Origin of the sequence: Frankia casuarinae (assembly GCF_000013345.1) — a bacterium.
GTDB lineage: Bacteria > Actinomycetota > Actinomycetes > Frankiales > Frankiaceae > Frankia > Frankia casuarinae.
Window position 1 is genome coordinate 2,524,358 of record NC_007777.1, and the last position, 15,084, is coordinate 2,539,441.

General features: G+C 67.7%; 13 protein-coding genes and 3 pseudogenes. 14 read left to right on the plus strand and 2 right to left on the minus strand.

Features of this window, described 5'->3' with window-relative positions; translation table 11 throughout:
• The first annotated feature begins 101 nt into the window (after window positions 1-101).
• The 6 genes and pseudogenes from FRANCCI3_RS10830 (at window position 102) to FRANCCI3_RS27455 (ending at window position 4,341) form a co-directional block, all read left to right on the plus strand.
• A complete protein-coding gene (locus tag FRANCCI3_RS10830; protein WP_011436574.1) occupies window positions 102-929 on the plus strand; it encodes a phosphate/phosphite/phosphonate ABC transporter substrate-binding protein in 828 nt (275 codons plus the stop codon).
• Complete coding sequence (gene phnC, locus FRANCCI3_RS10835; RefSeq protein ID WP_011436575.1) at window positions 926-1,687, plus strand: phosphonate ABC transporter ATP-binding protein; 762 nt, start codon at window positions 926-928, stop codon at window positions 1,685-1,687. Before FRANCCI3_RS10830 ends, phnC begins: the two co-directional genes overlap by 4 nt.
• 44 nt (window positions 1,688-1,731) lie before the next feature.
• Window positions 1,732-2,551: pseudogene (locus tag FRANCCI3_RS29035) on the plus strand (PhnE/PtxC family ABC transporter permease); the annotation flags it as partial.
• Window positions 2,552-2,607: 56 nt separating this feature from the next.
• Window positions 2,608-3,501, plus strand: a pseudogene (locus tag FRANCCI3_RS29040) (alpha-D-ribose 1-methylphosphonate 5-triphosphate diphosphatase); the annotation flags it as partial.
• Window positions 3,498-4,088 carry an inositol monophosphatase family protein gene (locus FRANCCI3_RS10845; RefSeq protein ID WP_200875440.1) on the plus strand — a complete coding sequence of 197 codons (591 nt, stop codon included), beginning with the start codon at window positions 3,498-3,500 and terminating at the stop codon, window positions 4,086-4,088. The pseudogene FRANCCI3_RS29040 and the gene FRANCCI3_RS10845, both read left to right, overlap by 4 nt.
• Entirely contained in the window at window positions 4,069-4,341 is a 273-nt protein-coding gene (locus FRANCCI3_RS27455; protein WP_198031058.1) for an inositol monophosphatase family protein, read from the plus strand. The genes FRANCCI3_RS10845 and FRANCCI3_RS27455 overlap by 20 nt, the downstream gene beginning before the upstream one ends.
• A 169-nt stretch (window positions 4,342-4,510) precedes the next feature.
• Here the strand turns inward: FRANCCI3_RS27455 and FRANCCI3_RS10850 are convergent, their stop codons facing one another.
• Window positions 4,511-4,966 (minus strand): hypothetical protein, encoded by a 456-nt coding sequence (locus FRANCCI3_RS10850; RefSeq protein WP_041257892.1) that lies wholly within the window; start codon window positions 4,964-4,966, stop codon window positions 4,511-4,513.
• Window positions 4,967-5,288: 322 nt separating this feature from the next.
• On the opposite strand from FRANCCI3_RS10850, the gene FRANCCI3_RS28725 reads away from it, so the two are divergent.
• From FRANCCI3_RS28725 to FRANCCI3_RS10865, 5 genes and pseudogenes are all read left to right on the plus strand, one after another.
• Window positions 5,289-5,570 (plus strand): hypothetical protein, encoded by a 282-nt coding sequence (locus FRANCCI3_RS28725; protein ID WP_011436578.1) that lies wholly within the window; start codon window positions 5,289-5,291, stop codon window positions 5,568-5,570.
• 47 nt (window positions 5,571-5,617) lie between these two features.
• A pseudogene (locus FRANCCI3_RS29045) lies at window positions 5,618-5,776 on the plus strand (phosphoenolpyruvate phosphomutase); the annotation flags it as partial.
• Between the two features lie 56 nt (window positions 5,777-5,832).
• Window positions 5,833-6,012 carry a hypothetical protein gene (locus tag FRANCCI3_RS28020; RefSeq protein WP_035913105.1) on the plus strand — a complete coding sequence of 60 codons (180 nt, stop codon included), beginning with the start codon at window positions 5,833-5,835 and terminating at the stop codon, window positions 6,010-6,012.
• Window positions 6,013-6,141: 129 nt separating this feature from the next.
• Window positions 6,142-7,119 carry a class I SAM-dependent methyltransferase gene (locus FRANCCI3_RS10860; protein WP_011436579.1) on the plus strand — a complete coding sequence of 326 codons (978 nt, stop codon included), beginning with the start codon at window positions 6,142-6,144 and terminating at the stop codon, window positions 7,117-7,119.
• 1,068 nt (window positions 7,120-8,187) lie between these two features.
• Window positions 8,188-9,015, plus strand: a complete 828-nt coding sequence (locus tag FRANCCI3_RS10865) for an SDR family NAD(P)-dependent oxidoreductase (RefSeq protein WP_011436580.1) — start codon at window positions 8,188-8,190, stop codon at window positions 9,013-9,015.
• A 205-nt stretch (window positions 9,016-9,220) separates the two neighbouring features.
• Here the strand turns inward: FRANCCI3_RS10865 and FRANCCI3_RS10870 are convergent, their stop codons facing one another.
• A complete protein-coding gene (locus FRANCCI3_RS10870; protein WP_011436581.1) occupies window positions 9,221-10,264 on the minus strand; it encodes a LacI family DNA-binding transcriptional regulator in 1,044 nt (347 codons plus the stop codon).
• 638 nt (window positions 10,265-10,902) lie between these two features.
• On the opposite strand from FRANCCI3_RS10870, the gene FRANCCI3_RS10875 reads away from it, so the two are divergent.
• From FRANCCI3_RS10875 to FRANCCI3_RS10885, 3 genes are all read left to right on the plus strand, one after another.
• Window positions 10,903-12,438 (plus strand): AMP-binding protein, encoded by a 1,536-nt coding sequence (locus FRANCCI3_RS10875; RefSeq protein ID WP_011436582.1) that lies wholly within the window; start codon window positions 10,903-10,905, stop codon window positions 12,436-12,438.
• A 361-nt stretch (window positions 12,439-12,799) separates the two neighbouring features.
• Window positions 12,800-13,750 carry an HpcH/HpaI aldolase/citrate lyase family protein gene (locus FRANCCI3_RS10880; protein WP_035912474.1) on the plus strand — a complete coding sequence of 317 codons (951 nt, stop codon included), beginning with the start codon at window positions 12,800-12,802 and terminating at the stop codon, window positions 13,748-13,750.
• Between the two features lie 125 nt (window positions 13,751-13,875).
• Window positions 13,876-15,075: an acyl-CoA dehydrogenase family protein gene (locus FRANCCI3_RS10885; protein WP_011436584.1), complete on the plus strand. Its 1,200-nt coding sequence runs from the start codon at window positions 13,876-13,878 to the stop codon at window positions 15,073-15,075.
• Window positions 15,076-15,084: the final 9 nt, after the last annotated feature.

A 15,084-nucleotide genomic window follows, 5' to 3' on the forward strand; every position in this document is an offset into this window, starting at 1 on the left:
CACCAGCGACCACCTCCCCGGGGAGGTCTTGGGAACGGTGGATCGCCCCGCTGGGCGAGGTCGGGTAGAGCGCCCAGCCGAGGAGACGCCGGCTGACTGACATGATCAGCGGGCCGGTGGTCGGGGGCAGGTCCGCCAAACTTCAGGAGGACTACCAGTCCTCGATCGATTTGCTGCGGAAGGAAACCGGGAAGACGATCCGGTTCCAGCGGGCAACCGACTACGCCGCCGTCATCGAGGGGCAGCGCAGCGGCAAGGTCGATATCGCGCTGTACGGGGCACTGTCCTATCTGGTCGCCCGCACCTCCGGAGTGCGGGCGACGGCGGTCGCCGCGGCGCTCGCGGAGAAAGGTGGTTCGCCGGGCTATCGCTCCTACGGCGTGGTGAAGACCGGTTCGCCGATTCACGACCTCGCGGGTTTCAAGGGTAAGAAGGTCTGCCTCGTCGACCCGAACTCGACCTCGGGCTACCTCTATCCGCGGGCTGGGCTGATCGACGCCGGGGTGAACCCCGACAGCGAGATCACCGCGGTGCTGGCCGGCACGCACGATGCGTCGGCGCTCGGCGTGGCCAAGGGGCAGTGCGACGCCGGGTTCGCCTACGACGCGATGGTCGACAAGAAGCTGATCGAGAAGGGTCAGCTCAAGGCCGGCGAGCTGACCACGGTGTGGAAGTCCGACCTCATCCCCGGATCACCGATCGCGATCAGTGACGACCTCGATCCCGCGCTCAAGGACAAGATCGCCAAAGTGATCCAGGAGCACATGAACATCGACTACCTCGAGTCCCATGGGTTCTGCACACCCGGTAAGTGCATGGTCGACGAGTCCGGCGACTGGGGTTTCGTCAAGGTCGCCGACACCTTCTTCGACCCGGTGCGGCACGTCTGCGAGGTCACGAAGGCCAAGAGCTGCACGGCGGCGGAGTGAGCGCCGTCCGCTTCGAGGGGGTGACCAAGCGGTTCGGCCAGACGCTCGCCCTCGACGAGGTGTCGTTCACCGTCGAGCCCGGCGAGGTGGTCGTCCTGCTGGGGCTGTCCGGTTCGGGCAAGTCGACGCTCCTGCGGCACGTCGACGGCCTGCATGGGGCAAGCGCGGGCCGGGTCATCGCGCTCGGCACGGACGTCGGCCAGGCGCGGGGCGCGCGGTTGCGGGAGCTGCGTCGCCGGATCAGCTTCGTGTTCCAGCAGTTTCACCTGGTCGACAGCCTCTCGGTGCTGGAGAACGTGTGCACCGGCGCGCTCGGCAGGCTGCGTGGCCTGCGGCTGGGTCTGGTCACCTATCCGCGGGCGGTGCGACTCGAGGCGCTGGAGCACTTGGAACGGGTCGGGCTCGCGTCACAGGCGTTCCAGCGCGCGGACACGCTGTCGGGCGGGCAGCAGCAGCGGGTCGCGGTCGCGCGGGCACTCATGCAACGCCCGGAGATCCTGCTCGCGGACGAGCCGGTTGCCTCCCTGGACCCGGAGTCCTCGGCGCAGGTGATGGGCCTGATCCGCGAAATCGCGAGCGAACGGAACCTGACCGTGCTGTGCAGCCTGCACCAGGTCGAGCTGGCGCTGTCGTGGGCCGACCGGATCGTCGGGTTGCGCTCGGGCCAGGTCGTGCTGGACAAGGCTGCGGGCGACCTTGACCACCAGCAGGCCGTTGCCATGATCTACCGAGCCGGCCCGCTGCGGGCCATCGCGTGACGGGGCGAACCCTCGCCCGGCCCAGGACCGATTCGGTCCTGGGCATGGCCGCGCTGCTGGGGCTGCTCGGCCTGGCCGGGTGGGCCTTCGCCGCGCTGTCGATCAACGTCGCGACGCTGATCGACAGCGGGCGGAACGCGGCCGACTTCGCCGCCCGGATGCTCCCCCTGGACTTCCCCACCGCGGGGGAGCTGCTGCGCCTGACCGGCCAGACCATGTCGATCGTCATCTGCGCCACGCTGCTGTCGGTGGTGCTCAGCACGGGGCTTGCGGTCTTGGCTGCCGGGAACACGGCGCCGCACCGCGGTGCACGGTTCGGCGCGCGGACAGTGATCGTCGCGGCCCGCGCGGTGCCGGACGTGGTGCTGGCGACCGTGTTCTTTCGGCTGTTCGGGTTCGGCGCGCTGGCCGGGGTTCTCGCGATGGGACTGCATTCGGTCGGCATGGTCGGCAAGCTCTACGCCGACGCGGTCGAGCAGATCGACGAGGGCCCGCGTGAGGCCATGCGCGCGGGCGGCGCGGGCCGTGGGAGCTGGTGGCCGGCGTGCTGCCGCAGGTGCTGCCCGCGTTCGTGGCGACCGCGCTGCACCGGCTGGACATCAACCTGCGGGTCTCGGTCGTCCTCGGCTTCGTGGGTATCGACGGGCTCGGCCGCGCCATCGCGACCGGCTGCTGATCGTGTGTGTGCGGGGCATCCCCGATCTGGTGCTGGCGATCGTGTTCGTGGTGATCACCGGGCTCGGTGCGGTCGCCGGGGTGCTCGCGCTGGGCGTCGGTGCTGTCGGGCTGCTCGGCAAGCTCGTCGCGGACTCCGTGGAAGAGGTCGACCCGGGTGTCGAGGACGCGCTGCGCGCCACGGGATCGAGAACGAGCAGCTGCCCCGACCGGGCGCCGAGCTGCCGATCGAGTTCGCGCTGCTGTCCTTCGAGGGCAAGCTGCGGGCCGCGGGCGTGACGACCGTGTTCCACGGCATCTCCTTCGAGGACACCCACCACGACATCCCGCGCAGCGTGGGCCAGGCGGAGAAGACGTGCGAGGCGATCGATGCTTATACCGGCGGGCTCGTCGACCACCGGATCCTGTACCGGCTCGACGTGCGCAGCCCGGAAGCGCTGTCCGCGCTGGCGCGGCGGTTGGACCAGGTTCCCGACGGCGCCCTGGTCTCCCACGAGGACCACACCCCGGGCCAGGGCCAGTACGCCGTCCGCGAGCACTACGAGCGCTATTTGATGGGCAGCCGCGGCATGTCCGACGCGGAGGCTCGCGAGCATGTCGACCAGCTCATCGCCGACCGGGACGGCAGGCTCGACATCCGCGAGGAGGCCCTGGTCTGGCTCGCCGCGCGCTCGGCGCGAATCCGGCTGCTCGGGCACGATCCCAGCTCGGCCGCCGAGATCGCCGAGCTGCGGGACCGCGGCTGCGCGGTCGCCGAGTTCCCCACCACGATCGAAGCGGCGGAAGCCGCCCGCGCCCACGGACTTCCCGTCGTCATAGGCGCCCCGAACATCCTGCGGGGACGTTCCCACAACGGCAACGCCTCCGGCCGTGACCTGGTCGGCCGCGGCCTGGTGACCGCGCTGGTGTCGGACTACCTGCCCTCCGGTCTGCTCGCGGCCGCCATGCTGCTCGCCGAGCAGGGGCTCGCCACCCTGCCGGCCGCCATCGGCCTGGTGACCGCCGGGCCGGCCGAGGTCGCCGGACTTCCCGACCGCGGTCGGCTCGAGCCGGGGCTGCGCGCTGACTTTGTGCTGGTCGAGCCGCGCCGCCCGTGGCCGGTGGTGCGGTCCGTGTTGTCATCCTGGGGTGTCTGGTGACAATCGGGGGTGCGGCGGTGACCCGGTGGCCGGTTCCCGAGCCGGAGATTCCGGCCGGGACGGATCCCGCGCTGGCCGCAGCCGCCCGCGCGGCGGTGGGCGCCTTTCGCGATGCGCGCGAGCGGTATACGCGCGCGGAGCTCGCCGAGAAGGTCGGCATGGGCGCCGACGGCACCCTCACCACGCGTCTGGACCTGCTGGTCGACACCGCCGTGGCGGAGGTGGTGAACGCCCAGCGGGTCAACCTGATCAGCGAGGAGATCGGTGTCATCGACAACGGTTCGGCGGTCACGCTCGTGGTCGATCCGGTCGACGGCACCGCCAACGCGGTCGCGGAGGTGCCGTTGTCGGCCTTCTCCGGCGTGGTCGCCGTCGACGGCAGGGCGACCGAGGCCCTCACCGTACGTATGGTTGGACACCGGCCGCGGCTGGCATGCGAAAGTCGGCCTCCCGTCGCCCTACTGGACAACAGGCCGGCGCGCACTCGACGGCGCCGCGGTCAGCCTCCTGCGGCCGCAGGCCAAGAACGAGGCGGCGTGGCTGCGGGTAAGCCGCCGGGCCGCGCGGGTGCGCATCCTGTCCAGTAGCTGCCTGGAGGCCGCCCTCGTGGCGCAGGGCTCCACGGACGCCTTCGCGGACGCCGGCTCGGACACGCACCGCATCATGGACATCGCCGCCGCGTCCGTGCTGGTCCCGGCGGCGGGCGGCGCGGTGATCGACGCCTTCGGCCGCCCGGTCGAGATCGTCCCCGACCTCAGCCGCCGATGGTCCGGCGTGATCGCGGCGACCCCGGAGCTGGCGCACCAGCTCGCGGACGAGATCAGCGGCTCTTCCTACTGATCCGTTCGCGTTACCCGGCCTTTTCCCGGGGAACGGCGCGTCGCCGCCGCTGGTTGCCTGCGCCGGCATGATGGTGAGCCGGACAGCAGGTGACGCACGACAACAGCCCGCCGGCGCATGCGCATACGACCGGACCGTGTTCGGCGACGAGCCGATCAGCCGGTGATGCTCAAGAAACTCCTTGACCGGCCCGATCGGCAGACGGTCCTCCGTCCACTGCGACGCTCCTCGTCGTCGTCGGCGACCAGCTCGCCGCCGGGGGTGCGGCCGCTCCTTGCGGATGATGACCCGTATCCCCGGCGGCCAGCGTCCACACCCGTTTCTGGACCACCAGCCGCCGGGAGATCGCCGGCAGGGTCTTCTCCACGCCGTCGACCGGATCGAGCCGATCGCGGCCATGTACGCCGCGGGGGCAGAAGCCGCTGTCGCCGGTCATCACCCGGACCAGATGGCCTGGAACGGGACAGCGCGGCCACCGGCTCGGCCCCGTCGATCCGGTCATGGTCGCTCCCAACGCCGTCACCATCCTCGCAGCCTGCCGGTTCAACAGGTCCGTGCCGCAATGGTCTTCGTTGATCTCCTGGTCGCCGATCAACACGTTGCTCTCATAGGACCTGTTGACCAAGTTCCTCTCGTTCCCAGCGCACCCGCCGGAACCCGTCAAGCGGCCCAGATCGATGATCGTAAACTTGATCGAATTTTGATTACTGCAAGCGTTTTCTAGGTCGCACCCACTTTGGATCATGGGGAAGCGTGATCCGATGCGCACGATCGGGTGAGGCGGAGTCGCGGCCATGTGCCTGTAGCCTGCAGATTCAGGGAAGCCTCGCGTGTGTGGCGACCATTACCTCCAGGGATGCGGACGGCGAAGTAGACTTAAGGCCGATTAAGATCGGTATGCGCTTGCATACCGATGGCGGCATCCGCGCAGGAGGCAGGAGGCAGCGGTGGCAGACGGCCAGCACCAGCCCGGCGGGGAGCGGACGTCGACTGACGTCAACCCTAAGGTTGTGGTCGCGGCGTTGCGAAGGGATCCGGCGATCCGGTTGCAGGTCCTTGTTCATCACGAGACGACCACCAGGTTGCTGGCACCACTGCGCGAGCTGTGCCGGGTGGCCGTCGACGACGGTGAGACCACTGTCGTCAACGCGATCAGCAGCGTGGGAGCGCACCGGCTCGACCTCTCATCGCGGGCTGTGACATCGGGTTCGGTGATATCAACAATCTGATCCACCTCGTCCGCGAGTACGAGCACGCAGGTGTTTACGCTGTGTGAATTGAGGACAAGGCATTCCCTAAGAGGAACAGTTTCCCGCCCGGTCAGGAGCTCGCCGACGCAAACGAGTTCGTCACTAAAATTATGATGGTGAAGGATGTTCTCCAGGGCAAGGGCTTCATGTTGATCGCCCGGGTGGACTCCCCGATCGCGGGAACCGGCGAGGAGGACGCGATCTGGCGGGCCACTCTGTACCGGTGGTCCGGTGCTGAATCTTGCGCGTCGTTTTCGCGGCGGTGGATGCCGCTCTCCCCAGCATTCTCGAGTCCGGTTCCGCCGCCATCGAGTCGCGGCTCGCCTCAGTCGCCCAGGTGCTCGAGATGATTGGAAACGGCAAAGTGACCGCCGCTGACATCGCCTTCGCCGAGGAGGTGAAGCGCCGGCGCGCAGGGTAGGTCCATGAGCAATGCCGCCGGTGGCCTGACAGGCGGTTTTACTCGCCGTAACCAGCGCCGCCCGAGTGCGGGCACTCAGGCTGGTCAACCCCATGACGACAGTGTGTGTTGACGATCGAAGGAAGGGCCATGGAGAACGTGTCTGACAATGCCAACGATCGTGCGGACGCCGAACTGCGACGCCGCTTGGAGGAGGACGTACACGCGGCGGCCATGCACGACGGGCTCGACGTCCCGCCCTCCACCTGGCACGGTTTGGAGGTGGCAAGGCGGGCCCGGGGCCCGATGACGAGCTGGGAGTACAACCGCGCGCGGCTGGCCGACACACTCGACGCGGTGGCAAGTCACATTCCCAGCCTTGATCGGGCCATACTGGACTGGGCCGTGGCCGCCAAACTCCCTGGCCAGTCGTTCTTCGACGCCTGGGAGCGGGACGGCTACCAACTGCCCGGGTTGCGGCAACACTCCAAGCTGCTAGAAGCGTGCATCACGGCCGCAAACCCTCAGCCAGCGGACGTCGTCCTAGATCTCGGTTGCGGCGACGGCGCGCTCGTGGCCAGGCTCCCGCTCGTCGCGCGTCTGGACCTGCTCGACAGCAGCGTGCGGATGCTCGAGCGCGTCCCACTGAGCCGGCCGGGCAGGAAGGAGACCCGACTGGTCCACGCCGATTACCTCGACTACAGACCGGACACACGGTACGATGCGATCATCGCGGTCATGTCGTTGCATCACGTCGACCACGACCAGATTTCTCGGGCCCTGGAAAAATGCTACCGGGAGCTTTTCCCTGGTGGCCGCCTGGTCCTTGGCGAGACATTTCTCGACACCTCGGCACTATCGAGCCAGAACGACATCGACGATGTCTGCGACGTCTACTATCGGAAGATAGTCAATGCTGCGGAGCAGAACTGTTACCGCCATGCGCTCAAGGACGCACAGATACTCGACCGGATCCTTCGGCGCTCCGGGGAGTACATGCGGACTCGGGAGCAGTGGAGAAGGTTGCTGACACGGGCGGGATTCTCGGTGAAAGCCAGCCGGACGACTTCACCCGAGATCCGCTACGGCTACCTGCTGGCCGTTCGTCCTCCCGAGGACGACCAGTAAGTCGGCCGGTCGTGAAGCATCTGCGCCCGGGGTAGGTCCATGAGCAACACCGCCGGCGGTCTGACACCGGGTATTCACCCGCTGAACCAGCGCCACCCGAGTTCCTGGCACTCTAGCTTGGACGGCGCGGAATCAATGGGCCGGAATGATATGAGGAATCGTTATGGAAGAGAGTGCCGTGAACAAATCTGAGGATGAATCTGATGCGGAAGCCCTGGCACGGGCCTACGAGAAATCGCGATCCGCTGTTCCGCTTCATCCGCGGCGGGAAGCCCTGGTCGGCGGCCATGCGGTCCGCATTGGGCGTGTGTTCAGCGACACACGTCCGGTTTCCGTAAGCGCTTGCAGTAGAGTTGCCATGCGAGCTCGGTCGCTGGGATCTAGTTCGCCTGAGGGGTTGGCCGGGGTTCCGGCGGCCCCAGGGCTCTTGCAAGGATGCGATTCGGTCGGTTTAGCCAGCTCTGTCGGTTTCGGGTGATCGGTCCTGGTAGAGCGGTATGGGGGACCGCGGGCACGGCTGGACCACGTGTCGCGGACACGAAAGCAGGCACGCCGCTTGTAGATCACGGAGATGTCTTATGTCCTCGTGGTCTGGAGTGCGGCGTGCCTGTGGGCGCATTGTCGCGCGCCGCGGCCGGCGCGGCCGAGCTGATCGAACGCGACGGCCGCACCTGGCATGAGGAGGACTCCGAGTGAGACACCCTCTGTCAACCCTCAGGCGGCCCGGTTCGAGCGCGTGGGCGCGGCAGACAGACCGGCTACACCCACAACACGATCGCGCGGGGTCGCTGGCCGCCCATCCCTGACTCGCCATCAGTCCCCGGCGTAGCCACCGGGACCCGCCGCCGGGACCCGCCACCCGGTCAGCCCGCCTGGCGACCGGGATCACCGTGCCCGGAGCCTACGTCAAGTTCCACCGCCTTCTGCAAGGGCTTACACTCAAGCTGGCGGTAGGCGTTTACGGAACCCTCGGTGGCCACCGCCACACCTGCTCGACTCGGGAGGTCCCTCTTTGTCCGCCACGCCCCAGCGCTCCCCAAGCCCTCGGTCCGCTCCCCGAGGAGACGCATGACCTCCGCAGGTGCGCTCGACGGCAAGGTGGCCGTCGTCACCAGTTCCAGCAAGGGGATTGGCCGTGCGTTGGCGACCGGCCTCGGTCAGGCCGGCGCAAACGTGGTCGTCAACTACAAGAACGACCGCGCGGGCGCCGAGCAGACGTGCCGGCGTATACAGGAGGCAGGCGGCATCGCCGTGGCGGTCGGCGCTGACGTAGGCGTCCCCGAGGACGCGCAGCGGTTGATCGACACGGCCCATTGCGAGCTTGGCAGCATCGATGTGCTCGTCAACAACGTCGCGCATGTCCGTCTTGGCCCGGCACAAGCGACGACTCTCGAGGACTGGGGCGACGCCATCAGCACCAACCTTCGGGGCGCCTTCCTGACGACCATAACCGCGGTGGCCGCAATGGGGGAGCGGGGTGGATCTATCATCAACATCTCAACCTGTGCCGACACCCTGATGCTCCGATACCACGCCGTCTACACCGCATCAAAGGGCAGCCTGGAGGCGATGACACGCCACCTCGCCCTGAGGCTCGCGCCGCGTGTGCGCGTCAACGCCATCGCGCCCACGGCCACGCGTATGGAGCGCAACTGGCAGGACAACCCCGACTTCGATCGAAGCTGGAGCGCCGTCATTCCGCTGGGCCGCATGGCGACGCCCGAGGACTACATCGGCCCGCTGGTGTTCCTGGCGTCGGACGCCTCGTCGTTCGTCACCGGGGAGATCCTCCACGTCGACGGGGGCTGGACACTCCAGGGCCCTGCCCCGGACATGCGGCACTACGACTTCGAGACGGACCGGCATCGCGGGCGAGGAGGCCCTGACAGATCTTGAACTGCTGCTTGCGGCGTTCCGCGAGTCCATCGTCTCGCGCGGGCTGCGGATCGCCGCGCTGGGGCTGCTACGGGCCCCACTCTCCTACATAGCCATCGACAAGGAGCCATCCGCGACGGCACCGCATAACGACGAGCGCGCCATAAGAAGGTGTTTGAGATCGTCGGTTGGACGATGGGACCGCGGGCGGCATAAGCCGGCGGAGTTATGTTGTTCCGCTCGCGGGGCGGCACGTCGTGTCACGGATCTCGATGCTCACGGGCAGCACGACCACTTCCGAGGCGTCCAGGTTCTGGGAAGCATCCGGAACAGCGTCGAGGAGACTGAGCAGCAACTCGGCGGCGATCTTCCCCTGACGGGCCAGCGGCTGGACGACCGTCGTCAGCTCGAACACCTCTGCCTTGTCGTGCCCGCCGAAGCCGATAACAGACATGTCCTCCGGCACGCGGAGCCTGGCACGGCGCAACGCCCGCAGCGCACCCATCGCCATCTCGTCGTCCGCGACGAACACCGCCGTGGGCGGCGACTCGACCGAGAACAGCTCAGCCATGGCCCGCTCACCTCCCCGCCAGGTAAAACCCCCGACCGCCTCCAACCCCGGGTCACATTCGATACCGGCAGCCGCGAGAGCCTCGCGATACCCGCGCCGCCGATCCGCGGAAGCGGTGGAAAGCGCCGTCTCGCGATTATCTGATCCGTCCCCGGCCGCCTCACCCGAGATCAGCCCGATCCGCCGATGACCCAGATTGATCAGGTGCTGCACCGCCGTACGGGCACCGCCGACGTCATCGACCCGCACGCTGGGGAAACCGGGCACGCTCGCGCCGACCAGAACACCTGGTATGTTAAGCGCTTGTAGGGAGCGCATCTCCATCAGCGTGAGAGGTGGACACGGGACGAGTACCGCATCGACCCGCTTACGCAGCGGCAGCGCATCGAAGGGGCCCGAGTCGTCCCCGGGGTTGTACAGCAACAGATCCAGCCCGGCCTCCCGCAGCACCGCCTCGGCCCCCCTGAGGACCTGGAGGAAAACCCAGCCGGTCAGATCCGCGATCACCCCGATCGTGCGCGTGTGCCCGCTGGCCAGCCGGGACGCCTGCGGCGACGCCACGTACTCCAGCTGCGCGGCAGCCTCCCGCACCCGTCGTCGGGTGCTTTCGGCGACGTAGGGTAGTCCACGCAACGCCCGCGACACCGTCGCCGTGGAGACGCCCGCCAACGCGGCCACCTCCTCGATGCTGCCGCCCATCCCGGATTCCTCCTCAGCGCCCGACCTCCCGCCGGAACCCATCAGGCGGCCAATCCACCAGGCGGCCAATCCGTCAGGCGCCCGGCCCTACAGCGTTTGCAAGCGAGCCTACCTCAACGTGCGCAAGCGTTCACGAAACCGTTGATCTTCGGGGACTTCTTCCGGGTCCGTACATGGGGGGTCAGCTCGCCATGCCTGCCAAGGTTCGGGTGAGACACTCACACGGGTGCGGTTGGCTACCGGTCGGGGACAGCTCTCGGCCGTAGCAGGTTGTCGATGTAGTACTCGCGGACGACCCGGTGCGCGGGCGCACCGGGCCTGTCCAGCACAATGCTCGCGCGGCTTGTCCGGACAACTGCGCCGCCTGAAACACGCAAGGCTGCCTAGGCGAACATGGCAAACAGTTGTTCCCAGCGAACCTGTTTCTCACGAACCACCCGGCGTAGCCACACCGCGAGCGGTTCGACGGCAACGGCGGCGGCCTGACCAGGCCCGCGTCGACGTCGTGTGGCGTGCGGGTGCAAGCGCCTGTCACCGGCGTACAAGCCCTCGCCGTTTACCGTGCCTACACTTTGGATCACACTCGATTCGACAGGTGAGGTTCGACAGCACCCCCCACAGACCCCTGGAGGCCAGCGATGTTGGTGCCTTTCGGCGCACGTGATTTCCTTGATCGAGCGGTCACGGTGTATGGCAGACGTGTCGGTGTCGTGGACGAACCGGACCAGCCCGCCCAGCCGTGGCCGGACCTGACCTACGCCCGCCTGGGTGAGACCGCCCGTGCGCAGGCGGCGGGCCTGGACGCCTTAGGCGTGGGCCACGGTGAGCGCGTCGCGATCGTGTCGCATAACAGTGCCCGCCTGCTCGCGTCGTTCTTCGGTGTCAGCGGGTACGGCCGGGTGCTCGTCCCGGTGAACTTCCGTCTCTCGCCGGAGGAGGTCAGCTACATCGTCGAGCACTCCGGCTCCGAGGTGCTGCTCATCGACCCCGAGCTGGAGGAGAAGCTCTCCGGCGTGACCGCGAAGCAGAAGTTCGTGCTGGGCGCCGAGAGTGACGCCGAGCTCTACCGCTTCGACGCCGAGCCCACGCCGTGGGAGCCGGATGAGAACGCCACCGCCACGGTCAACTACACCAGCGGTACGACCGCGCGCCCCAAGGGCGTGCAGATCACCCACCGCAACATCTGGGTCAACGCGGTCACCTTCGCGCTGCACGCCGGTGTCACCGATCGCGACGTCTACCTGCACACGCTGCCGATGTTCCACGCCAATGGCTGGGGCATGCCGTTCGGCATGACCGGTCTCGGCGTCCAGCAGGTGGTGCTGCGCAAGATCGACGGCCCGGAGATCCTGCGCCGCGTGGAGCAGCACGGCGTCACCGTGATGTGCGCCGCGCCGGCTGTGGTCAACGCCGTGCTCGACGCCGTCCGGGACTGGGACGGCGAGGTCCCCGGCCGCGACCGCGTGCGGGTCATCTGCGCGGGTGCTCCGCCGCCCACCAAGACGATCCAACGGGTCGAGGAGGAGCTCGGCTGGGAGTTCATCCAGATTTACGGCCTCACCGAGACCTCGCCGCTGCTCACGATCAACCGTTCCCGCGTGGAGTGGGACGACCTGCCGCCCGAGGATCGCGCGGGCAAGCTCGTCCGTGCGGGTGCGCCCGCTCTGGGTGTCACGCTCAAGCTCTCAGACTCCGGTGAGGTGCTGGCTCGCTCCAACGTGATCTTGGCGGGCTACTGGGAGCGGCCGCAGGAGTCGGCCGGGGCCCTGGCGGGCGGCTGGTTCCACACCGGTGACGGCGGCGTGATCGACGACGAGGGCTACCTGACGATCAGTGACCGCAAGAAGGATGTGATCATTACCGGCGGTGAGAACGTCTCGTCGATCCAGGTCGAGGACTGCCTGTTCGGCCACCCGGCAGTGGCCGAGGTCGCGGTGATCGGCGTGCCCGACGAGAAGTGGGGTGAGGCGATCAAAGCGCTGGTCGTGCTCGCCGAGGGCCGGACGGCGACCGAGGCGGAGCTGATCAAGCACTGCAAGGAGCGGCTCGCCTCCTACAAGGCGCCCACCTCGGTGGAGTTCCGCGACCAGCTTGCCCGCACCGCCACCGGCAAGCTGCAGAAGTTCAAGCTGCGCGCCCCGTACTGGGAGGGCCACGAGCGCCAGGTCGACTGATCCGACCGGAGCGGATCCGTCCCGTGGACGGCACCCGAGGCACCGCGCCGACCGATCCGGCACCTTACCGGTACTCTACATAGAGTGACGAATGTGGTGCGTATGGTGAGTGTGAATCGGATGCCCGGTGCGGGGGACTGTGATAAAACCTAGATGCACAATTCAAGATTATCGGATGGGCTAATATCGGGCTACCGGGCGATTCCTGTGATCGGGCGGTTGCGACAGGTGGAGACCCTTGGTATGGGGGTGCGGGGGTCGCGCGGACGGAGGACGAAGCCTCGGTTCCGCGTCGATGTCCCTGTCCGCCGGGTGTTCGTCCGTTCATCGAAATCCGGCCTGTGAGAGATGTGGGGTAGTGGTGTCGCTGCGTTCGCGCCGGTCGTGTCTGGCCGTTCCCGGCTCGTCGCCGAAGATGCTGGGCAAGGCCCAGGGGTTGCCGGCCGATCAGGTGTTCTGTGACCTGGAGGACTCGGTCGCTCCTGGCGCGAAGGAGTCGGCGCGGGCGAACGTGGTCGCGGCGCTGAACGAGGGCGCCTGGGCGGGGAAGACCCGGGTGGTGCGGGTCAACGACCTGACCACGCGCTGGACCTACCGCGACGTGATCGAGGTAGTGGAGGGCGCGGGGGCGAACCTGGACTGCGTGATGCTGCCGAAGGTGCAGTCGGCGGAGCAGGTGGCGTGGCTGGACCTGCTGCTCACCCAGATCGAGAAGGTCATGGGGTTCGAGGTGGGCCGGATCGGGATCGAGGCGCAGATCGAGAATGCGCTGGGGCTGTCGAACGTCAAGGAGATCGCGTTCGCGAGCCCGCGGATCGAGACGATCATCTTCGGCCCGGCGGATTTCATGGCGTCGGTGAACATGCCGTCGCTGGTGGTGGGAGCACTCAGTCCGGACTATCCGGGTGACCCATTTCACTACGTGCTGTTCAAGATTCTCGAGGCCGCGCGCGCCCGCGGGGTGCAGGCGATCGACGGGCCGTTTCTGCAGATCCGTGATGTGGACGGATTCCGGGCGGTGGCGGGCAGGTCCGCGGCGCTCGGGTTCGACGGCAAGTGGGTGCTGCACCCGGGCCAGATCGAGGCGGCCAACGAGATCTACGCGCCCCGGCAGGCCGACTATGACCATGCCGAGCTGATCCTGGAGGCCTATGCCTGGCACACCTCGGCCGCGGGCGGTCTGACCGGTGCGGTGATGCTCGGCGACGAGATGATCGACGAGGCGAGCCGGAAGATGGCCGAGGTCGTCGCGGGCAAGGGCCGCGCCGCGGGGATGCAGCGTACGGTGAAGTTCGAACCACCGGTCGGCTGAATCCGTCCGAGTCGGGGCGGATCGGCGCGCCGGCACCCGGCGCGTGGCCATGATGAAACCATCCCGCTGCCTGAGTGCGTTTCTGCTCTCCCCTCAGGCATCGGGGGCAGCGACAGGAGCGGAACATGGGCAGGATCGCGCAGACCGACGGTCTGACCGAAGTGCAGCGGGACATCCTTGCGGCGGTACGGACCTTCGTCGACAAGGAGATTCTTCCCCATGCGAACGACCTCGAGCATCGGGATGAGTATCCCGAGGACATCATCGAGGCGATGAAGGAGATGGGCCTGTTCGGCATCACCATCCCGGAGGAGTACGGCGGGCTCGGCGAGTCCCTGCTGACCTACGCGCTCGTCGTGGAGGAGATCGCCCGCGGCTGGATGAGTGTCTCCGGGGTCATCAACACCCACTTCATCGTCGCCTACCTGATCCTCCAGCACGGCTCGGAGGAGCAGAAACGGCGGCTGCTCCCGGTCATGGCCACCGGCGAGCTCCGCGGGGCGTTCTCGATGAGCGAACCGGGCTGTGGCTCCGACGTTTCCGCGATCACCACCCGGGCCGACCGGGACGGCGATGAATACGTGCTCAACGGCCAGAAGATGTGGCTGACGAACGGCGCCCGCGCCGGCGTCGTCGCCACCCTGGTCAAGACCGACGAGGGTGCCCAGTCGGTCTACCGGAACATGACGACGTTTCTCCTGGAGAAGGAACCTGGGTTCCGGACACACGGCGGGATCACCATCCCGGGAAAGCTGGAGAAACTCGGGTACAAGGGGGTCGAGACCACCGAGATGGTGCTGGCCGACCATCGGGTGCCCGCGTCGGCGATCCTCGGCGGCGAGGCCGGCCGGGGCCAGGGCTTCTACCAGATGATGGACGGCGTGGAGGTCGGCCGGGTCAACGTCGCCGCGCGGGCCTGCGGGATCATGATCCGGGCGTTTGAGCTGGGTATCGCCTACGCTCAGCAGCGGCGGACGTTCGGCCGGCCCATCGCGGAGCATCAGGCCATCGCGTTCAAGCTCGCCGAGATGGCGACCAAGGTGGAGGCCGGGCATCTGATGATGGTCAGCGCCGCCCGCAGGAAGGACGACGGGCAGCGCAACGACGTCGAGGCCGGGATGGCCAAGTACCTTGCCAGCGAGTACTGCCACGAGGTGACGACCGAGGCTTTCCGGATCCACGGCGGCTACGGCTACTCCAAGGAGTACGAGATCGAGCGCCTGTACCGGGAGGCCCCCTTCATGCTCATCGGAGAGGGGACCTCCGAGGTACAGAAGCGCATCATCAGCCGGGCATTGCTGAAGGAGTACCAGCTTCCGGGCTGAGGGGCCGGT

Coding starts and splice junctions, on each gene's coding strand:
- FRANCCI3_RS10830 (WP_011436574.1), top strand. CDS start 102: ATGATCAGCGGGCCGGTGGTCGGGGGCAGGTCCGCCAAACTTCAGGAG.
- FRANCCI3_RS10865 (WP_011436580.1), top strand. CDS start 8,188: ATGACCTCCGCAGGTGCGCTCGACGGCAAGGTGGCCGTCGTCACCAGT.
- FRANCCI3_RS10860 (WP_011436579.1), top strand. CDS start 6,142: ATGGAGAACGTGTCTGACAATGCCAACGATCGTGCGGACGCCGAACTG.
- FRANCCI3_RS10875 (WP_011436582.1), top strand. CDS start 10,903: ATGTTGGTGCCTTTCGGCGCACGTGATTTCCTTGATCGAGCGGTCACG.
- FRANCCI3_RS10885 (WP_011436584.1), top strand. CDS start 13,876: ATGGGCAGGATCGCGCAGACCGACGGTCTGACCGAAGTGCAGCGGGAC.
- FRANCCI3_RS10870 (WP_011436581.1), bottom strand. CDS start 10,264: ATGGGCGGCAGCATCGAGGAGGTGGCCGCGTTGGCGGGCGTCTCCACG.